We start from the raw sequence: 19,180 nt of genomic DNA on the forward strand, positions 1-19,180 counted from the left end.
GCAGGGGCGGGTTCAATGACACCGCGGGCCAAGCAGATAGCGCGAAACGGCATAGACGATGCACGGCGCCGGATGCCGCAGGTATGATGACTTCCTTTCCGCCTGTCAATTTCCGCACCGGCCCACGCGCGCCGGTCTTTCCGAAGACGCCACCCCATGAACGACCGCCTGCAGCAGACCTTGCGCCGTTTCGACGACTACAACGCCGCCGACCCCAACACGTTTACCTGGGAAGGCGAATCCTGTCCGCAGGAGCTGTTTCTTGCGCGCAAGTTGCACGAATGGGTCATGAAGCTGGCGCCCGATGCGTCCGAGCCGCTGATCCTGGCGTCCCGATGCCAGCACATCGGCCGCTGGGAGATCGCGCGCGCCAGCTATCCGGAAGGCCGCATCGGCTATCTCACGTGGCGCAAGGCGCTGGCGCGGCATCACGCCGGCATTGCGCAAGCGATCATGAAGGAGACGGGTTACCCGCAAGCGGACGGCGAGCGCGTGGCGGCGATTTTGATGAAGCAGGGGATCAAGCAGGATCCGGATGTGCAGGTGATGGAAAACGCGCTTTGCCTGGTGTTTCTGCAATACCAGTACGAAGCCTTCTATCCTGCCCACGAAGACAAGATCGTCGAGATCCTGCGCAAGTCCTTGTTGAAGATGGACGGCTCGGGTCATCAGCAGGCCATGACGCTGACCTATTCGGATCGGGGCATGGGCTACATCAAGCAGGCGCTGGCGGCGCTGGAGCCGGCAGGCTAGATACTGCTGCGTCCATGCAGAAAGGCCTGCGCCCGGCCGGGAAACGTTATCCCGGCCGGGCGCAGGCCTGAATTGCTTAGCGCGGGCTTATTCGGACGCTTGGGGCTTGACGTCTTCCGGCTTGACGTCGGCAGGCGTGACGTCTGCGGGCGTTGCACCTTCCGTCTTCACATCCGCGGCTTTCACATCCGCGGCCTTCACATCCGCGGCCTTCACATCCACCGCTTTCACGTCTGCGGACGTCGCGTCGGCAGGTTGCGTGTCGGACGCGGCGTCACCAGCCGGCGCGGGCGTTTGTTCGGCAGCCGTCTGCGCCTTTTTCTCGGCCCGTGCGCGCGCGGCATTGCGGGACGCATTGCGCGACGCCATGCGCTTGGCGTGACGCGCTTCGTTGGCGGTCACGGCGCCGGCGGGTTCGCCGTTCAGGTCCACGCGCGGCGCGTCCTCGACCATGCTGGCCCAATAGCGGCGGCCATCGCACCACGTCTTGACGGCTTCCTTGATCTGCGCCTCGTCGAGCTGCAGTTGCTCGGCGTGCTGCACCAGGTCCGCCAGCACGCCCAGCTTGAGGGGCACCTTGGGGGCGGGGTTCTTGGGGAACGCCTTGGGAAAGTGACGTTGCAGGCGCGAAATGGCGACGACCACGGGATCGACCGGCGTCTCGCGCTTTTCGGGACGCGGCGCACGCTGGCCCTTGTCGCCGCCTTGCGCGCGCTTTGCCTTGTCTCCGCCTTGCGGACGCGGACCCTTGCCGGCGCCTTGCGGGCGGCGCGGCTTGTCCGTGCCTTGCGGACGCGATTCGTTCTTGGAGCCTGCCTTGTCAGGCGACTGCTTGATAAGCAATTCCCGGATCGCGGCTAATTGTTCTAGTCCCATGTGCTACACAAAAAAAAGGTTGAGGCGGCGAGCGTAACTGCTATGCCGTGAAAACCGCTACCCGGAGAGGATCACGAGCAGCGCCAGCGACAGCAGAATGCCGAACGCGGCCAGGGCAAACGGCAGTAGTAGAACATACACGCCGCGTTCCTGCCCCCGTCCATGTGCCAAACCGGCCGCAATCGACATCCGGACCGGAGAAAAAATCCCCATTGACGTGCCCGAAACGTGCAGCAGCGCGGCGGCTGCGGGCACGTTCAGACCGGCCTGAAGCGCTAATGATAGCTGGGAAGACATGAACAGGCTGTTCGGCGCGTTGCCGCTGTTGGCCAGAATGCCGAACGTGCCGGCCAGAAGCGGCGTGATCAGAATAGTCCAGTCGCGCAGGCTCGAGAATAATCCATCGGCGTAGGCTCGGGAAATCCCTGCACCGGCCAGCACCTCGGCCATCATTGCGAACAAAAAGACGGACATGACGGCATGACGTCCTGTCATCCACGCTGCGCGCGCCTGTGCCCGCAGCGCGCCCGGACGGCGCTGCCAGGCGGCCATGGCCACGGCGCCCGCGATCAGCCAGCTTCCGGCATGCAGAAAAGGCATCCACGCGGGCAGGTCCGCATAGGGCTTGAATTCCGCCATGCTGGCAAGGCCCCGGTTCAGGCCCGGCAGCAGCCGCGTGGCCACCAGCCAGGCGATGAGCGCGATGTAGGGCAGGGCGCGCCGCGCGGCTTGCCATGTTTGGCCGCGGTCGGGGCGGCGGTCCGCCAGGAAGCGCAGCACGATCAGCGGGCCGTACGCTGCGAGCAGCGCCGTTTCGGGTCCCAGCAGCGCGGTTGCCGCGGCCAGCAGCGCCAGGCTCGCCGCCATCCAGCCCGCTTCGCGCGCCAGCTCGGCGGCGGGAGCCGTCAACCCCGCGCGCGTGGCGGTGCGCCAGTAAAGCGCCATCCAGACCCCCATCAGCAGCGCCACGGGCGCCATGCTGTACAGCGCAAGCTGCGCGGGCTGCATGCGTGCGTACGCCGAGGCCAGCATCGTGCCGCTGCCCATCGCGCCCCACGGGATCAGCGTCTGGCTGAGCAGCGCAAACACCATGAGCTCGCGTGGTTTCAGACCGAGCGGGCGGATCAGCAACACGGTGCCCAGCATGCCCACGCCGAATCCGGTCGCCGCCTCGGCGAACGGGCCGACCAGGAAACAGGCAAAGAACAGCAGCCGGCGGCTCGCGAGCGGATCGAGGGGGGCAGGCGGCGGGCTGTCCGGATTGTCTGCGGGCGTGCGGCCCTGAGCCGCCATTTGCCAGAACAACAAGCCGCCAAGGATGTAAGGGGTGATGATCCAGCCGATCCAGAGCCCGCGTTCCAGGGCGACGCCCAGTTGCGCCAGGGCGAAGGGTGCAGGTGCGGCAAACAACGCGATGGGCATGGCGGCAAACAGCCCCAGCAGCGCCGCGACGGTCGTGTTGACGCGCCCGCTCGCGATCGCGCCGATCACGGTCAGCGCCGGCAGGGACCACAGCACATACATCATGAAAGCAACATCCGCATCGCCCGGGTGGAATCGCGGCGCACAGCGTAGCAGTCTCTGGCCGCGGCGGGTAGCCACAGCCCAAACGCAAGAACGCCGGCTGGCGTTTGCACGCGAGCCGGCGTTCGGGGAGACGGGTCAGGCCGGTATTGCGTTGTCTACTGGCGCTGTTTACTGGTTCGCGCCGCGGATGTTGCCAGCAATACCGCCGGCTGCACCGCCGATGGCGGCTCCGGTCCAGGCGCTGCCCCCCGCGATGGCGGCAATGCCGGCGCCGGCCGCGGCGCCCATCAAGCCACCCGTGACGGTGCCTTGCTGTTCCTTGGTCATATTCGTGCATGCGGCCAGCGATGCCATCGCAATGGCCAGGCCTATCGTGCGGATAGTCTTCATGGCGGCTCCTAGGGGGTGCGTTTCGTCTTGGTGGCGGGCACGACGATCTCAAACCAGATCGTCTCCATGACGGGACGATCCAGTTGGGTCGGATTGGCGGCATACCAGCGGTCGATGGTCTCACGCACGGAGTCCAGCGTCTGGTTCTGAAGGCCCGCAGAGAACTTGGGCACCAGCGTCTGGGTGTCCGGCACGGCGCGGCGTTGTTGGTAGGCGCGTTCGACCTCAAGCGCATTGGCCACGCCCAGCAGATAGGCCTTCTTGAGGTTGGCGTCGGAATCGGTCCAGTGCTTGCCGGTGATGATCGGGGCGGGGTCCGAGGGGGCGGCCGTGACGGCCGACCCGAACAACATCGAGAGGGCTACGGTCGCTGGGCCAAGCAGGTGTTTTACTCGCATCGCATCGCTCCTGGTGGGGGAACAAAAGATAGAAAACAACCTTCGCGCGCGATTCGGGCGGGGGGATCGAGATGGCCGATCGAAAAGCGGTACCGATCAATTTATGCCTGAATGCGTGGTCATGCAAGACCGGACTTCAGGACGGGCCGCGGCGGTACGCGGCGCGGGCAGGTGTGCGGCGCCGCGAGAAAAGCGCTCGCGCGCACCGGAATCTGCGCCGCCATGCAGGCGGCGCAGGTGTGCGAGTGCGCGTGGACGTGGAGGTCTACTTGGCCGCGGTGGCCGCAGCCGGCGCCAGCGCCTGCAGCAGCAATTTGGCGTTGGCCTGCAGGTCGGCAACGGGGTCGGCCCCGTCGGTGGCCAGCACGACGGCCTTGGCGCCGCCGGCTTCGATGGCCTGGCGCAGTTCGGGCGTGGGTTCGCGATGCAGCAGCGCGGCGGCCGCGCCGTTGTCGCGAAGCTTGGCGGTCAGCGCCGCCAGTGTCTCGGACGTCCAGTCCTTGTCGTCGCGCACGACCGTGTCGATCAGGTCAAGGTTGAACTCGGCGATCAGATAAGGCAGGCGCTCGGACAGGCTGATGACGGCTACGTTCTCGGCCTGAGCCAATCCGGCCTGGCTGCTGGCGTTCAGCTCGACAAGCGTGCGTTTGATCTGCGCCAGGTTCTCGGCGATGCGCTTTTCGTCGGACGGGGACAGGCGCCCCAGATCGGCGGCGACGATATCGGCCATGCGGCCGAGGTTGACGATGCTCAGCCACGGATGGGCGGCGAACTGCCCACCGGGACGCGTGTCGCTTTGCAGGGCGATGCCGTTCAGCGCGCCATCCAGCGGACGCGCTGCGTCGATTTCCACAATGCGGATGTTGGTGCGGCGCGCGTTGGCGTAAAGCGGATCGTCCGGCCAGATCGAGCGCAGGCCGACGGCGGCGTCGGCCGATGCGGCGGCCTTTTGCAGCGCAGCGCCGCCGCGTCCGCTGAAATACGACGTGAGCCGGGTGGGCGGCAGGTTCGCCGGCGCAGCCCGTTCGACGCGGATGCTGCTGCCTTTGGCCAGACTGTCGGTCAGCGCAAATACGACCGGATGCGCGGCCAGCACGGTGACGGCAGCCGGGGCCGCAGCCGTGGCTTCAGGCTGCGCGGCGCGCGCGGCGCGGCCGGATTTGGCGGCTTCCTGGGCGTGCGCCGTGACGGCGGCGCCCAGGGCGGATGCCATCGCCACCGCCAGGGCGGCGCGGCGCAGGGTGACGTAACCTGACTTCAGACTCATGCTGCATTTCCTTTCAGACCGGGGACCAGGCTGCGCGCCAGGGCCGAGATCGCAAACAGAACACCCGCGACCAGGATGATGGCCGCGCCGGAAGGTATCGGCAGTTCCAGCTCGATGGGCAACATGATGCCGGCCAGCGTGCTGACCAGGGCGAACAGCACCGACATCGTGAAAAAGCCCTTGAGCGACTGCGCCAGCATCCGTGCCGCCGCTGCCGGAATCACCAGCAGCGCGCCGACCAGAATGGCGCCGATCACCTTGACCGAGGCCACGGTGACCAGGGTCACCAGGATCACGAACAGGTAGTCCATGGCCTTGACGGGCACGCCGCGCACGGCGGCGAGCTGCGGATTGAAGCTGGCCAGCATCAGGCGGTTGTAGTTGGGCAGCGCCAGCGCCAACGCCAGGATCGCCACGCACGTCAGGACCGACAGGTCGTTGCTGTTGACGGTCAGCACCGAGCCGAACAGGACGTTTTCCAGGATGTGGATGTTGATGCGGCCGGACAGCACCAGCAGCAGGCTCGCGCCCAGCGCCAGCGACACCGACAGGAACACGCCAATCAGCGTGTCAGGCGTGAGGCGCGTGCGGTTGCTCAGGAAATTGAGCAGGATGCCGAAGATGAGGCAATAGCTGAACAGGCTTCCGTACGGCCCGGTGTAGGGCTCGCCCAGCAGGATGCCGATCGCGACGCCCGTCAGCGCGGCATGGCCCACGGCCTCCGAGAAGAAGGCGAAGCGCTTGACCACGACCAGTGTGCCCAAGCCGCCCAGCACCGGCCCGATGATTAGGCCGGCAAGCAGGGCGTTGATTACGAAGCCGTAGGCCAGCGATTCCGGCAGCACGCCGGATTCCGCCGCGCTCTGGATGAGCTGGCGCAGATTGTCGAAAAGGGCGTTCATGCGGCGCGCTCCTGCGGCTGGTTGCCAACGCGCGGGCGGGTCGAAAAGAGGGCAAGCAGGCGGTCGGGCGTCAGTACCTGCGCGGGCGGACCGTCGCAAAGCACCTGGCGGTTCAGGCCGGTGACGCGGTCGGCCAGGCGGCCAACGGCCTCCAGGTCATGTTCGATCCACAGCACCGTCACGCGCTGCGCGCGCCAGCTGTCCAGCAGTTCTTCAAACACGCGAACGCCGGCTTCGTCGAGCGCCGACATCGGCTCGTCCAGCACCACCATCGACGGGCTGGGCACTAGTCCCTGCGCGAGCAGCACGCGCTGGCGCTCGCCGCCCGACAAGGCGCCCATGCGGCGGTTGCGTTTGTCCTGCATGCCGACGCGTTCCAGCGCCTCGCCAATGTCTTTCGACTTCGCGCGCGACAGGCCAAGGAACGCGGGTTTGCGCTGGCACATCGCGGCCATGAAATCGTTGACGGTCATGGGCAGGCCGCGATCGAATTCAAGCGCCTGCGGGATATAGCCGATGATGCCGGGCCGGTCGCCCGGCCATGCCACGCTGAGCTTGCCGCGATGCGGCATCTGGCCCAGCAGCGTCTTGACCAGCGAACTCTTGCCGCCGCCATTGGGGCCGACCAGCGCATGCACGCTGCCCGCCGCGACGGTAAAGGCGACGTCGCTGAGGATGTCGGTGCGGCCGAGCGTCAGGGAAATGTGGTCGAACGTCAGCGTGGGACCCAGTGCGCCCGGATGGGCTGTCACGGGGGCGGTCACGCGCCGGCCTCTTCGATGGCGCGCACCACGGTGGCCAGGTTCTGCTTCATTTCCTTCTCGAACTGCTCCGGACTGTATTCGCCGTAGGAAATGTGCGACAGCGCATACAGTTTCACGCCGGTCTCGCGCTGGATCGTCTCGACGTACGCGGACGGGAAGTTCAGCTCGGAGAAGATCACCTTGACGTCCGCCGCGCGCAATTGCTCGATGGTGCCCTTGAGCTGCGCGGGGCTGGGCTCGATGCCGTGCGCCGGTTCCACGACGGCGGTGACTTCCAGGCCAAATTCACGCAAGAGGTAATCGTAGGCGCCGTGAATGGTGGCGACGCGCAGGTCGGCGTTGGGCGCTTTTGCAAGCTGTCCCAGCGCGTCGGCGCGCAGCTTGCGCAGACGTTGGCCATAGGCGCGCGCATTGGCGGTGTAAGTCTGCGCGTTGGCCGGGTCGATTCGGCCCAGTTCGCGTGCAATGGTGTTGATCTGGGCGATCGAGGCGGTGATCGACAGGAACGTATGCGGATTCACCACCTTGCCGGAATCGCCGCCGCCCCGCGCGGCCATGCCCACGGCGGCCAGCAACGGCACCTGCGCATTCGCTTCGATAACCGGGATCTTGGGGTTTTCGCTGGCGGCGATCATGCGGTCCGCGAAGTCATCGTGGCCGATGCCGTTGAGCACGACCACGTCCAGCATGCCGATGCGCTTGATGTCCTCGGCGCGCGGCTCATAGGCGTGCGGATTGAAGCCGACCGGAATCAGCGGCACGACGTCGGCCTTGTCTCCGACGATGTTGGCGACGTAGCTGTAATAAGGATGCAGCGTTACGCCGATCTTCAGGCGCTTGGCCTCTTCGGCGTGGGCGGGCGCGGTGAACGCGCCGGCCAGCAGCGCCAGCGCGGCGATCGGCGCGGCGCAGCGGCGCAGGAGCTGTGAGAAAGACGAAAAGGCAGACATAAATCCGTAGGCTCGTGTCGGAAGACGAAGGGGAGGGGCCCGATCAGGGCTTGTTCTGGCGGGTCACGCCGGCGTCGAACTGGGCGACGACCTGGCGCCACCCCGCGGCCGCCAGGGCGGCGTCGTCGGCGGCGTCCGGTACGCGCGCCGCGGCATCGCGGGCCAGCCAGACATCGGCTTGGCCGTCCGCGCCATGGTCATGGCCATGGCCGTCCTTGGCGTGGCCGTCTTCGGTGCGTAGCACGAACGAGCCGGCCAGCGCGGCGTCGGCCGTCTGGCCCACGTAGAGCGCCTTGCCGGCCTGGCGCTGAAGCCGCCAGGCATGGCCGCCGCGCGCGGCCGTGCTGTTGTCGGCTACGAAAGGCGGCAGTCCCTGCGCGGCAAGATCGGCGACGGAAGGCAGGGGCTCGCCGGCCTGCAGGGCGAAACCGATTTCCTCGTAGGCGACGCGCAGGTCGGCGTAGATGCCTTGTTCGGCGGGCGTCAGGTCGCGCCGTGCATCGATCTGTGTGGCGGCGAGCGGCGCGCTCTCGGGCGGCGCTTCGCGCAGGCCGATGTAACCCGCGGCGGCCGCGACGATGACCAGGCAGGCGCCGAGCACCGCCAGGGTTTCATGTCCGGCGCCGGCGGGTCGGATGACTTGTGTATGCATGCTGCGCAGGGCCGGGGCTTACTGGATGTCGACGTGATCGATCTCGACCACGTGGCCGGGGCCCGCGTCGAAGAGCACGTAGAACTCGCCATTGGGCCGCTTGAACGACATCTTGGAATCCGCATCCAGCTTGCCCGGAACGATGATCTGTTCGTCGTACGAGATCACGTCCATGGTGACGCCGGCGGCGCCGCTGCCGTCGGAGAATCCGCCGGTGCACTGAATCTGTTCCTTGCCATCGGCCTTGCATTCGGCCATGGGATTGTGCGCCAACGCGGTGGCGCTGGCGGTCAACAGCGCGCCCATCAGGGCAGCGCGAAGGCTGTTCGCAAAAATCGCATTCATCGCGATGCTCCTTGTTTCTTCAGCCACTCGACGGTGGCGGGGGAGGCCGAGGCCAGCGGCCAGGCTGCCTGGTGCACCGAACCGTCCCAGCCTTCGGCGGTAACCCAGAGCTCGGCGTCCGGGGCGGTGCGCGGCGGAATCGGCACGGTGGCAAATGCCCGGTGCGGGCTGCCAAAGAAGATCGAGCCTGCGGCGCGCAGGCTGCGCGGTTTGCCCACGCGGACGTAGACGGCGCGGATCTGGTCGCTGCAGCCTGCGCACTGGGCCATGGTGAAGGTCTTGACCATGCCGGCGGGGTCGGTATGGGGCGGTTCGACCTTCCATTCGGCGAACTGCAGCTTCCAGGGTCCCACTTGCACGTCGCCGGCAGGCCGTTGGCCCAATCCCATCAACCCGCGCGACAGCGCGAGGTTTTCGAAATACTTCGGGACATAAATGATGGGCAGGATGAGCAGCAGGGCGCTCAGATGGAAGCGCCAGCGGCGCCAGAAGCTGGGTTTGGCCGCGGTGGCGTCCAGGGTGGCAGTCTTGCTCATTCGGTCACCTCGCGAGCGGCGGTACGGTCTGCGCGGGCAGGGCGCAGGGCCTTGGCGGTGGCTTGCGCGGTGCGCTTGGTCCAGATCAAGAGGCCGCTGAGCGACATCATGGTCAGCAGGAGGCCAAACAGGAACCACACCAGCTTCAGCCAGAAGCCGCCGAAGTCGCCGGTATGCAGGGGGCGCATGGATTCGGTGAAGAACTCCAGGCCGTTACGGTCGGACAGGCGGCGCACTTCCTCGACCGTGCCGTTGTACGGATTGATCTTGGCGTACTGGAACATCAACGGATAGGCGCCGCGGCCCGAGATGGTGATCGGGTCATACGCGTTGCCCGGGAAGAACACGTGCTGCGTTTCCAGGCCGGGCAGCTCGCGCTCGGCGACGGCGACGATCTGGTCGAGCGGCAGGCGCTTGACGGATTCGCCGGCGGCGACCGTCGGCACCTGATCGCGCGCGACGACAGCCGGCACGCCCTGCGTCGAAATGGTGGTGGCCGTATCGGCCAGGATTGCCTGCGCCAGGAACCAGATCGCGCTGACCGAGATCAGCAGGATGAACCACACGGACCACAGGCCCGACAGACGATGGAAGTCGCCCCAGAAAATACGGGCGCCTTGGCCGACGCGCAGACGCGGCTTCTGAAAGTAGGCGCGCCAGAACCGCTTGTAGACCACCAGGCCGGTGATCAGCGACAGCAGCATCGGCAGCGATAGCAGCGAGACCAGGTACCAGCCCCAGCTATAGCCGTTGTTGAAGGGGATGAGCAGCCAGCCGTGCAGCGCGCGCATGAACTGGCGCAGGTCAAAGCTCAGGGCCGGACCTTGCACGTGCCCGGTGTACGGGTTGACGTAGATGGAAGTGAAACGTGCGCCCGGATAGCCGACGGCCGCCGTCAGAGCGAATTGGGATTCCTCAGGCCAGGACAGGCGCTGCACAGAGGCTTCGGGTTCCTGTTTGGCAATGGCGTCCATCAGGGCCTGATAGCCCATGCGGGGCGTATCGGCATCGGGCGCCTGCGCGCGAACGGCGGGATTGATGAGCCAGACGATTTCCTGGCTGATGACGGCGATGGTTCCGGTCGCACAGATGAAGAAAAGGAAGATCCAGATTGGCAAGGCCAGCCAACTGTGGACGAGAAACCATAATTTGGAGCGCGATGGCTTGGCCATTCAAAAGCTATCCGGTAGACGAAAAAGGTATGCCTGGTCCCCATTTAAGGGAGGCGTCAGGCGGAATTCTAGCAATAATAGTTCTCAATTGTCTTCGTTACCCCAGATTACCGGCGCGGTCGCGCGCGATTCGGCGTGGGGCGGGCCCATCCGCCTGAAACCTGCCCGCGTTCCGGTCGGGCGGCGCAAGGTCCGCCGGCGCCAATCCCTTGGCGCCAGATCGGCGGCCCGGTGTTTAAAATGCCGGTTTGGCGACGGAATCGGCCGTCGTCCGGAAGCCCCGCATGCACGCCCGATCCTCCTGTCCGTCCTTACGCCCAGCCTGTGCCGCCGCCATCGCGCGGCTGTTGCTGCTGCTTCTGCTGGCGGCTCGGGCGTTCGTGCCGGTCGGATACATGCCCGATGTGCAGGCGCTGAAGCAGGGGCGATTGGCCTTGGGCTTCTGTGCCGCGGGCGGCGGGATGTTTCCTGGCATGCCGGGTCTGGCCGATCCGCACACCGCCCACGCCGATGCCGCCCATGACCATCATGGGCACCACGATTCTTCCAAGCATGTTGGCGCCGGCCAGGAGTGCCCATTCGGACTGAGCGCGCATCAGGCGCTGCTCGTACCGCCCGCCGTCACGCTGGTGCCCGCGCTGCTGGGCTGGTGGGTGCAGACGCCTCGGTTGACCGACAGTCCGCGGCCGCCGATGCCGGCCGCCGGCCCGCCACTGGGACAGCGCGCCCCGCCTCGAATCACCGGATGACATCCGTCGCCGTGCGCCCCGCGCGCACGATTGCCGCCTGCTGCAGGCGGCGTCCGTTGTTTTCGAGATCATCATGTCCACTGACACCCTGGTTAGCCCCGCCGCGTCCGCGCGGCCCCGGGCGGCAAGCGGCAGCGCGTTCCTCGCGCTGATCACCCGGCTGCATTTCTATATAGGCCTGTTCGTCGGCCCCTTCATCCTCGTCGCGGCGGTGACCGGCACGTTGTTCGTGCTGACGCCGCAGCTGGAGAACCTGATCTACGCCGACCAGTTGCGCACCACCTCCACCGGCGCGGCGCAGCCGTTGGCGGCGCAGGTCGAGGCCGCGCAAAACCAGATCGGACCGGGCCCGCGCCTGTTCGCGGTCCGACCCGCGCCCGGCCCGGGCGAAACCACCCGCGTCATGTTCACGCAGCCGGGCATGGGAGACTCCGAAGCCCGTGCGCTGTTTGTGGACCCCGTCACGCTGAAGATCCAGGGCGACATGGTCGTCTATGGCACCAGCGGCACGCTGCCTTTCCGGACCAAGCTGGACTACCTGCACCGCAACCTGATGCTGGGCGACCTGGGGCGCAACTACAGCGAATTGGCGGCGTCATGGCTGTGGATCGCGACGCTGGGCGGGCTGGTGCTGTGGTTTGCCCGGCGCGCGCGCGACAAGGCTGTGGAATCACGCAGCCCGCGCCTGCGCGCGCGGCGCTGGCATGGACTGCTGGGGTTGTGGATTGGCATCGGTCTGGTGTTTTTTTCGGCCACAGGGTTGACGTGGTCCAACTGGGCCGGTGCGCGCGTGGACCAATTGCGCGCGCAGTTGGGATGGATCACGCCGGCGGTATCCCTGACACTGCCGGGCGCCGGGATGACCGCCATGCCGGCGGGCGGCGAGCACGCCCATCACCATGGCGGCCACGACCATGCCGCCATGGCGCCGGCGCCGGACAATGTGGCATCGGGCTTTGACCGGGTACTGCAAGCCGCGCGCCAAGGCGGCATCGACAGCAGCCAGCTCGAAATCCGCCCGCCGCGCGGCGCGGGCCAGGCCTGGCTGGTGCGCGAGGTGGACCGTTCCTGGCCTACCCAGGTCGACACCATTGCCGTGGACCCGGCAACGTATGCCATCACCAGCCGTGCGGACTTCGACACCTTCCCGCTCATCGCCAAGCTGATCCGCTGGGGCGTGGACATGCACATGGGCATTCTGTTCGGCTGGCCCAATCAGCTCTTGATGGCGGCCATCGGCATCGCGCTGACGGCGATGATCGTACTGGGCTACCGGATGTGGTGGCTGCGCCGGCCGGCTGCGGGCGCGGCAGGGCAGACGCTGACCCATGCCTGGCGCGAGCTGTCCTGGCCCGGACGGATCGGCGTGGCCGCAGTCGCGCTGGCGCTGGGCTGGAGCCTGCCGGTGATGGGCGTGAGCCTGGCCGTATTCCTCGTGATTGACGTGGTGCGCTGGGCGGCCGCCCGCCGGGCTTGATATGCGTCAACGGGCGGTGCGGATGGGCGTTGCCGGCCCGAGCTTGCGGCCGGATCCGCGCTACCATCTGCGGCGTCAAGGGGATTTGATGTACAGAAGCGCCACTACGGTCAGACGATGGGTTTCGCTGTTTGCGGCGGCCCTGTTCGTCTTTCAGGCGTTGATTGCCTCCGCGGCGCTTGCCGCGCCCGGTCCCGGCGGAATATCCGGTGCCGCCGGCGCCACCACCATCATCTGCACGGCCAGCGGGCCGCGCGTTGTCACCATCGGCATCGAAGGCGCCGCACAGGGCGTGGAGCAGCACAGCGGCGCCATGCCGCATTGCTGCGTCGCCGGCTGCGCCATGCTGGGCGGCGCGACGCTGCCCGGACTGTGGCTGCTTGCCTGGTTCCTGCCCACTCTGGCGCAGCCCGTTACGGCGCCCGCCGCCGACGTTCCTCACTTCTCCAGCGCGCACGCCCGCCTGCAGCAGCAGCCGCGTGCGCCGCCATCCGCCGCCTGACGGCATTTCTCTCAGCATCACCGGTTTGCATCGCGGCGCCCACGGTTGACGGGCGCGCCGCCGCCGGTTAACGCCTGTCCGCCTCGTCGTTCGTGGCTCGGACCCATTCCTGGGTTCGGGTGCCGCGGCGCGTGTATGCACGGCCCCCGACACACACTCCAAGTTGGTCCAGATTCCCTATGTGCAAGCAACAGCAATTCCTTCGCATGACCTGCCTGGCCGGCGCCATGGCCGCCAGCTTTTCCGCCGGGGCGCAGCCCGTCCAGGAAGGCGTGGCAACGCTCGATCCGGTGGTCATCATGGGCGTGGCGCCCAGCGCGCCGCTGACTTTCACCACCGATCCGAAGCTGCCGCGCCAGCCGCTGCCAGCCAGCGACGGCACCGACTATCTCAAGACCATTCCCGGGTTTTCGGCCATCCGCAACGGCGGCACCAATGGCGACCCGGTGCTGCGCGGCATGTTCGGTTCGCGCTTGAACATCCTGACCAACGGCACCTCCATGCCCGGCGCCTGCCCGTCACGGATGGACGCGCCCAGCTCCTATATTTCGCCCGAGAATTTCGACCAGCTCACTGTCATCAAGGGACCGCAGACCGTGCTGTGGGGGCCGGGCGCTTCGGCTGGCACCGTCCGCTTCGACCGCGACACGCCTCAGTTCGACGAGCCGGGTGTGCGCTTTGATGGCAGCTTGACGGGCGGCTCGTTCGGCCGCAACGACCAGACGGCGGACCTGACCATCGGCAACGAAAAGGTCTACACCCGGATCACCGCCAACCACTCGCATTCGCAGGACTACAAGGACGGCGACGGCAAAACCGTGCCGTCGCGGTGGGACAAATGGAATGCGGATCTCACGCTGGGCTTCACGCCGGATGCGGACACGCTGTATGAACTGACCGCCGGGACGGGCGACGGCGAGGCCCGTTATGCGGGCCGCGGCATGGACGGCTCGCAGTTCAAGCGGGAAAGTTTTGGACTGCGTTTTGAAAAGCGTAACCTCGGGTCCGTGCTGAATCAGGTCGAGGCGCAGCTCTATTACAACTACGCCGACCACGTCATGGACAACTACACGCTGCGCGCGCCGGACCCGTCCAGCGCCATGGCGATGGCCATGGCCTCGGATGTGGACCGCGCGACCTGGGGCGGACGCGTTGCCACCACCTGGACCCTGTCGCAGGACACCAGCCTGGAGGCGGGGATGGACTTCCAGCAGAGCCGCCACCGCGCCCGCAGCGGCACGGACACCGTGTCTTACAGCAGCCAGCCGTGGGTCAAGGATGCAGATTTTTCCAACACGGGCGTCTTTGGAGAACTGACCTGGCGCGCCGCGCCCGGCAGCCGCGTCATCGGCGGCGCCCGCGTCGATTGGGCGTCCGCCAAGGATTTCCGGCAGACCACCAGCGGCATGATGATGGCCATGCCCAATCCCACGGCGGGCGAGCGCCGCAACGATACGCTGCCCAGCGGCTTCCTGCGCTATGAGAAAGACCTGGATTCGCTGCCCGCCACGCTCTACATCGGGCTGGGCCACGTCGAGCGGTTCCCGGACTACTGGGAGCTGTTCTCACCAAAGCGCGGGCCGGCCGGATCGGTCAACGCCTTTCAGGGCGTCAAGCCCGAAAAGACCACCCAGCTTGATTTCGGCGCCCAGTACAAAACCGAAACGCTGGACGCCTGGTTCTCCGGGTACGCGGGCTACGTGAACGACTTCATTCTTTTCAATTACACGTCCGGCGGAATGATGGGAGCCACCTCGCAGGCCACGAACGTGGATGCCCGGATCTTTGGCGGGGAGTTCGGCGCGTCCTATGCCGTGTCGCCGAGCTGGAAGCTTGGCGCCACGTTGGCCTACGCCTGGGGCCAGAACCGAAGCGACGGCCGCGCGCTGCCTCAGATTCCTCCGCTGGAGGCCAAGCTCACCGCCGCCTATGACGACGGCACCTGGTCGGCGGGCGCCTTGTGGCGCATCGTGGCGCCGCAAAAGCGCTATGCGCTCAACGAAGGCAATGTCGTGGGCAAGGATTTCGGCCCCAGCGCCGGTTTTGGCGTCTTTTCCCTAAACACGGGCTATGTCGTGAACAAGCAGGTGCGGCTGTCGCTCGGGGTGGACAACCTGTTCGACAAGACCTACAGCGAACACCTGAATCTGGCGGGAAATGCCGGTTTTGGCTATTCGGCGGGGACGGCAGTTAACGAACCCGGGCGTAGCGTCTGGGCCCGGGTCAGCGTCCGATACTGACCGAAACGGGGTTGGGCACGCTACTTGCTGAAGGTGGGCCGAGGGTCATTCCTTGTCTTATGGAGAAGCATCATGGAAGTTTTCAACTACACGCCCACCTTGTCCACTCCCCAACCCATGACCAACGGCGAACGTTGCGCGCTGCGTACGCTTGCTGCGGCGCAGCAGCTTTTGCATCCGGAGCGTCCGCCGGCCGTCCTGATGTCGTCCGTCGAGGCCGAACTGGCCAAATATGTAAAAGATACCTACCGGCCGCGCACGGGGTGGTAAGAGGCGAGGACGGGCGCCGCGGAATGACGGCGCCCGTTACTCGATCGGCGCGCGCATCACCAGCGCCGATATGGTGTGATTTTTCCAGAACATCTGATGGATCCGGGGCAGCAAGGCTTGCAGCTCCGGTTCCGTCACGCCGTTGAATGTGACCAGCACCGCCGGGCGATCGCCTTCGCTGGGCACGCGCTTCACGCCGTCCGGGGCGGGAAAGCCGTACTTGACCAGGAAAGCCTGGATGTCTTCGTCGCTGGTGGACTCTTCGACCTGGTTGATGAGCAGCGCTGCCATGACAGAACCTCCGGAAGTCAGAACTTTTCGGGCACATACCGGAAAGGATGCTCCGGCTGCGTGTAACCCTTGGCCTTCTGCCGCTTGGGCAACGTGATCTTTTCCTTGGGGCCGGCGGTGTAGGGAATGTGTTCGAGCAGGTGGGTGATGATGTTCAGCCGGATTCGCTTCTTGTCGTCGGAACGCCCCACGTACCAGGGTGAGATGGCGGTATCCGACGCTTTGAACATCTCATCGCGCGCACGCGAATAGTCGTACCAGCGGCTGTACGAATCCAGATCCATCTTCGTCAGCTTCCAGGTCTTGCGCCCATCATTGATGCGCGACTGCAGCCGGCGCGTCTGCTCCGCTTCGGTGACTTCCAGCCAATATTTGAAGAGCAGGATGCCGGAGTCGATCATCACGCGTTCGACCAGCGGCACGGCTTTCAAAAAGGCATCGACCTGCGGCTGGCTGCAAAAACCCATGACCCGCTCAACGCCCGCCCGGTTGTACCAGCTACGGTCGAAGATCACGACTTCACCCGCAGCCGGCAGATGCGGCAGGTAACGCTGCATGTACATCTGGGATTTTTCGCGCTCCGTGGGAGCGGGCAGCGCCACGACGCGAAAGACGCGCGGGCTGACGCGCTCGGTCAGGGCCTTGATGGTGCCGCCCTTGCCGGCACCGTCACGCCCCTCGAACACAATGCAGACCTTGGCGCCCGTAGCGACGACCCATTGCTGCAACTTGACCAGTTCGACATGCAGCTGCGCCAGTTCGCTTTCGTACTGCTTCTTGGATAGCTTGGCCGTCCCAGTTGCCTCGGGGATATCTTTCTGCTTTTTCTTGTCGCCCATCGTCGCGCTCCGGAGGTCTTCCTGCCACGAATGAACGGCGCACGAGGGCGCCGCCTGTGATCTGAATATATTGCCGATCCACGGCGGTTTGGGACCGCGTTACCAATGGAATTATGGTGCCGCAGTCCGCGACGTCATGGGGAGGGCGGTGCCGGGTGCGCCTGGCGGGAACGCTATTTGCTGTCCGGGTCCTCGGCCACGTTTCCGATGGCCGCCGTCAATCCAAGGTGACGAAAATGGAACCAAGATATTCCGTTGAGCAGCCAGCTTCCCAGGACAACGCCGTGGAAGCGACTTCGACGCCGGACGATCTGCCGGTGCGGCCGGCGGGCGGATCAGAGGACACGGGCGGCGCGCCGCCGGTCAAGCCGTCGGACGCCAGCGATAACGCCCAGGGCAACGAAGTCAGCAGCGAAGACCTGGAGCCGTCCGACGCCTCCGAGTCCAATCCCGATCCCGCCGAGTCGCAGCGCACGTCCTGACCACCAACAGACCCCTGAGGAGATCCGATCATGATCGTTAAGACCGCAATGTTGGGCGTGGCCGTCTGGCTGGGCACCGCTGGCGCCGTATCCACCGGCTGGGCGCAGGGCACGCCGCAGTCGGTGACCGAGGTCCGTGTCGATGTCGCCAAGGTCGAGGCCGGCTACCGCGCCTCGAAGATCATCGGAGCGACCGTCTACAACGGCAAGAAGGAAAAGATCGGCACGGTGGATGACCTGATCATCGGCCCGCCCGATTGGGCGCCGTATGCGGTGTTGTCGGTCGGCGGGCTGCTGGGGGTTGGCAACCATCTGGTGACGGTCCCGCTGTCGAAGATGCAGATTGCCGGCGATCAGTTCCAGCTACCCGACGCGACCAAGGACACGCTCAAGGCGCTGCCCGAATTCAAGTACGCCAAGTAAGGCGGTGCGGGGCAGCCCGCCCCGCACCGCGTGTCCTCATCCACGCCCGCAGGAGGCCGCATGCAGATCGAACCCGTCGCCGAACCCCGCCGTCGCGAGCCGCGCTCGCGGTCATTGGTTGCGCAGATCAAGGACATTGACGCCCGCAGGCCGGATTTTCCCGGCGAACACCTGATCGTGTTTGGCGTGGGCGTGCTGCTCATGCTGTCGGGCATGCGCAGCCGCACCGTGTTGCGGCGCACCCTCATTACCGCCGCTGGGACCGCGTTGATCGGCCGCGCGGCAAGCGGAACCGGCGGCATTGCCCGCGTCGCCCGGATCGTCAAACGCCTGGGCTGATCACGCGCAGGAGGCCGTCATGGCAGCAAGAACCATATGGAAAGGGGCGATTTCCTTCGGGCTGGTCCACATTCCGGTGGGCCTGCACACGGCCACGACCGAATCCGGCGTCGACTTCGACTGGCTGGACAAGCGCTCGATGGACCCGGTGGGCTACAAGCGCATCAACAAGCGCACAGGCAAGGAAATCGACAAGGACAACATCGTGAAGGGCGTGGCGTATGAGGATGGCAAGTACGTCATCGTGTCGCCCGAGGAGATATCCGAGGCTTATCCCCGGACGACTCAGACCATCGAGATCCAGCAGTTCGTGGACGCCGGGGCCGTGCCGTTCGTCTATCTGGAGCGTCCTTACTACGTCGCGCCCATCAACAAGGGGCACAAGGTGTATGCCTTGCTGCGCGACACGCTGGCCAAGACCGGAAAGATCGGCATTGCCAAGGTCGTGATCCAGACCAAGCAGCATCTGGCCGCGCTGATTCCGTCGGGCGATGCGCTGGTGCTGAATCTGATGCGCTGGGGCGACGAGGTCAAGTCGGTGGAAGGACTGGATCTGCCCAAGGCTGGCGCCAAGAACATGACGCCCAACGCCAGCGAGATGAAGATGGCGAAGATGCTTGTCGATGACATGTCCGGCGAATGGGATCCCGAACAGTACAAGGACGAATTCAAGGCCGCCGTGATGGAGCTGGTGGAGCAGAAGGCGAACGCTGGCGAGACCGAGACGGTCATCGAGCCGCAGGAATCGTCGCCCGCCTATGCGGACAACGTCATTGACCTGACCGAACTGCTGCAACGCAGCCTGAAGGGGGGCAAGGGCGCGTCCAAGGCGTCCGCGAAGTCAGACGAAGGCGATGAGAAGAAGGCGGCCAGGGCGCCGGCCAGTAAGACGGCGGCCAAGTCCGCCAAGAGCGCAAGCAAGGCGACGGGCAAAACCGCCAGCAAGGCGACGACCAAGACGGCGACCAAGGCGGCCAGCAAGTCGGCCAGCAAGACGGGGAGCAAAACGGCGAGCAAAGCGCGCAAGGCGGCCTGA

General features: G+C 66.0%; 24 protein-coding genes. 10 read left to right on the forward strand and 14 right to left on the reverse strand.

What is annotated here, in order from left to right; genetic code table 11:
* The first annotated feature begins 156 nt into the window (after nucleotides 1–156).
* Nucleotides 157–753 carry a DUF4202 domain-containing protein gene (locus tag AC6LJW_RS14265; RefSeq protein ID WP_427984498.1) on the forward strand — a complete coding sequence of 199 codons (597 nt, stop codon included), beginning with the start codon at nucleotides 157–159 and terminating at the stop codon, nucleotides 751–753.
* Nucleotides 754–840: 87 nt separating this feature from the next.
* On the opposite strand, the gene AC6LJW_RS14270 is transcribed toward AC6LJW_RS14265, so the two are convergent.
* From AC6LJW_RS14270 to AC6LJW_RS14325, 12 genes are all read right to left on the reverse strand, one after another.
* The gene (locus AC6LJW_RS14270; RefSeq protein ID WP_498087608.1) at nucleotides 841–1,629 is read right to left on the reverse strand and encodes a ProQ/FINO family protein; all 789 of its coding nucleotides are present in this window, start codon (nucleotides 1,627–1,629) and stop codon (nucleotides 841–843) included.
* Between the two features lie 57 nt (nucleotides 1,630–1,686).
* Nucleotides 1,687–3,156 (reverse strand): hypothetical protein, encoded by a 1,470-nt coding sequence (locus AC6LJW_RS14275; protein ID WP_498087609.1) that lies wholly within the window; start codon nucleotides 3,154–3,156, stop codon nucleotides 1,687–1,689.
* 168 nt (nucleotides 3,157–3,324) lie between these two features.
* The gene (locus AC6LJW_RS14280; protein WP_056318016.1) at nucleotides 3,325–3,546 is read right to left on the reverse strand and encodes a YMGG-like glycine zipper-containing protein; all 222 of its coding nucleotides are present in this window, start codon (nucleotides 3,544–3,546) and stop codon (nucleotides 3,325–3,327) included.
* Between the two features lie 8 nt (nucleotides 3,547–3,554).
* Nucleotides 3,555–3,944: a hypothetical protein gene (locus AC6LJW_RS14285; RefSeq protein WP_199778146.1), complete on the reverse strand. Its 390-nt coding sequence runs from the start codon at nucleotides 3,942–3,944 to the stop codon at nucleotides 3,555–3,557.
* Nucleotides 3,945–4,209: 265 nt separating this feature from the next.
* Complete coding sequence (locus AC6LJW_RS14290) at nucleotides 4,210–5,211, reverse strand: metal ABC transporter solute-binding protein, Zn/Mn family (protein ID WP_427984502.1); 1,002 nt, start codon at nucleotides 5,209–5,211, stop codon at nucleotides 4,210–4,212.
* Nucleotides 5,208–6,113: a metal ABC transporter permease gene (locus AC6LJW_RS14295; RefSeq protein ID WP_056561413.1), complete on the reverse strand. Its 906-nt coding sequence runs from the start codon at nucleotides 6,111–6,113 to the stop codon at nucleotides 5,208–5,210. Before AC6LJW_RS14295 ends, AC6LJW_RS14290 begins: the two co-directional genes overlap by 4 nt.
* Nucleotides 6,110–6,877 (reverse strand): metal ABC transporter ATP-binding protein, encoded by a 768-nt coding sequence (locus AC6LJW_RS14300; protein WP_427984504.1) that lies wholly within the window; start codon nucleotides 6,875–6,877, stop codon nucleotides 6,110–6,112. The genes AC6LJW_RS14295 and AC6LJW_RS14300 overlap by 4 nt, the downstream gene beginning before the upstream one ends.
* Nucleotides 6,874–7,827, reverse strand: a complete 954-nt coding sequence (locus tag AC6LJW_RS14305) for a metal ABC transporter substrate-binding protein (protein ID WP_056561410.1) — start codon at nucleotides 7,825–7,827, stop codon at nucleotides 6,874–6,876. Before AC6LJW_RS14305 ends, AC6LJW_RS14300 begins: the two co-directional genes overlap by 4 nt.
* A 43-nt stretch (nucleotides 7,828–7,870) precedes the next feature.
* Nucleotides 7,871–8,479 carry a DUF6162 family protein gene (locus AC6LJW_RS14310; protein WP_498087610.1) on the reverse strand — a complete coding sequence of 203 codons (609 nt, stop codon included), beginning with the start codon at nucleotides 8,477–8,479 and terminating at the stop codon, nucleotides 7,871–7,873.
* A gap of 18 nt (nucleotides 8,480–8,497) precedes the next feature.
* Nucleotides 8,498–8,824 carry a hypothetical protein gene (locus AC6LJW_RS14315; protein ID WP_056561406.1) on the reverse strand — a complete coding sequence of 109 codons (327 nt, stop codon included), beginning with the start codon at nucleotides 8,822–8,824 and terminating at the stop codon, nucleotides 8,498–8,500.
* Nucleotides 8,821–9,360 carry a PA2404 family protein gene (locus AC6LJW_RS14320; RefSeq protein WP_498087611.1) on the reverse strand — a complete coding sequence of 180 codons (540 nt, stop codon included), beginning with the start codon at nucleotides 9,358–9,360 and terminating at the stop codon, nucleotides 8,821–8,823. Before AC6LJW_RS14320 ends, AC6LJW_RS14315 begins: the two co-directional genes overlap by 4 nt.
* Nucleotides 9,357–10,532, reverse strand: a complete 1,176-nt coding sequence (locus AC6LJW_RS14325) for a PepSY-associated TM helix domain-containing protein (protein WP_427984507.1) — start codon at nucleotides 10,530–10,532, stop codon at nucleotides 9,357–9,359. Before AC6LJW_RS14325 ends, AC6LJW_RS14320 begins: the two co-directional genes overlap by 4 nt.
* A 284-nt stretch (nucleotides 10,533–10,816) precedes the next feature.
* Here AC6LJW_RS14325 and AC6LJW_RS14330 point away from each other — a divergent pair, with 284 nt between their 5' ends.
* The 5 genes from AC6LJW_RS14330 (at nucleotide 10,817) to AC6LJW_RS14350 (ending at nucleotide 15,770) form a co-directional block, all read left to right on the forward strand.
* Nucleotides 10,817–11,281 carry a DUF2946 family protein gene (locus AC6LJW_RS14330; protein ID WP_498087612.1) on the forward strand — a complete coding sequence of 155 codons (465 nt, stop codon included), beginning with the start codon at nucleotides 10,817–10,819 and terminating at the stop codon, nucleotides 11,279–11,281.
* Nucleotides 11,282–11,354: 73 nt separating this feature from the next.
* On the forward strand, nucleotides 11,355–12,758 hold the full coding sequence (locus AC6LJW_RS14335) for a PepSY-associated TM helix domain-containing protein (RefSeq protein WP_056561399.1): 1,404 nt from the start codon (nucleotides 11,355–11,357) through the stop codon (nucleotides 12,756–12,758).
* 88 nt (nucleotides 12,759–12,846) lie between these two features.
* Nucleotides 12,847–13,260: a DUF2946 family protein gene (locus AC6LJW_RS14340; RefSeq protein ID WP_498087613.1), complete on the forward strand. Its 414-nt coding sequence runs from the start codon at nucleotides 12,847–12,849 to the stop codon at nucleotides 13,258–13,260.
* Between the two features lie 179 nt (nucleotides 13,261–13,439).
* Nucleotides 13,440–15,500, forward strand: a complete 2,061-nt coding sequence (locus AC6LJW_RS14345) for a TonB-dependent copper receptor (RefSeq protein WP_498087614.1) — start codon at nucleotides 13,440–13,442, stop codon at nucleotides 15,498–15,500.
* 72 nt (nucleotides 15,501–15,572) lie between these two features.
* Entirely contained in the window at nucleotides 15,573–15,770 is a 198-nt protein-coding gene (locus AC6LJW_RS14350; RefSeq protein WP_400519817.1) for a hypothetical protein, read from the forward strand.
* A gap of 36 nt (nucleotides 15,771–15,806) precedes the next feature.
* On the opposite strand, the gene AC6LJW_RS14355 is transcribed toward AC6LJW_RS14350, so the two are convergent.
* The gene (locus tag AC6LJW_RS14355) at nucleotides 15,807–16,061 is read right to left on the reverse strand and encodes an RNA-binding protein (RefSeq protein ID WP_498087615.1); all 255 of its coding nucleotides are present in this window, start codon (nucleotides 16,059–16,061) and stop codon (nucleotides 15,807–15,809) included.
* Between the two features lie 17 nt (nucleotides 16,062–16,078).
* Nucleotides 16,079–16,900, reverse strand: a complete 822-nt coding sequence (gene ppk2 / locus AC6LJW_RS14360) for a polyphosphate kinase 2 (protein ID WP_056561391.1) — start codon at nucleotides 16,898–16,900, stop codon at nucleotides 16,079–16,081.
* Between the two features lie 284 nt (nucleotides 16,901–17,184).
* On the opposite strand from ppk2, the gene AC6LJW_RS14365 reads away from it, so the two are divergent.
* The 4 genes from AC6LJW_RS14365 to ku are packed head-to-tail and all read left to right on the forward strand — an operon-like array spanning nucleotide 17,185 to nucleotide 19,180.
* Nucleotides 17,185–17,382, forward strand: coding sequence for a hypothetical protein (locus AC6LJW_RS14365; protein WP_056561389.1), 198 nt, complete (start codon nucleotides 17,185–17,187; stop codon nucleotides 17,380–17,382).
* Nucleotides 17,383–17,412: 30 nt separating this feature from the next.
* Entirely contained in the window at nucleotides 17,413–17,805 is a 393-nt protein-coding gene (locus tag AC6LJW_RS14370; RefSeq protein ID WP_498087616.1) for a PRC-barrel domain-containing protein, read from the forward strand.
* Between the two features lie 60 nt (nucleotides 17,806–17,865).
* Nucleotides 17,866–18,144: a hypothetical protein gene (locus tag AC6LJW_RS14375; protein ID WP_056561386.1), complete on the forward strand. Its 279-nt coding sequence runs from the start codon at nucleotides 17,866–17,868 to the stop codon at nucleotides 18,142–18,144.
* Between the two features lie 19 nt (nucleotides 18,145–18,163).
* On the forward strand, nucleotides 18,164–19,180 hold the full coding sequence (gene ku / locus AC6LJW_RS14380) for a non-homologous end joining protein Ku (RefSeq protein WP_498087617.1): 1,017 nt from the start codon (nucleotides 18,164–18,166) through the stop codon (nucleotides 19,178–19,180).

Source organism: Achromobacter sp. 1012554356 (genome assembly GCF_059760815.1).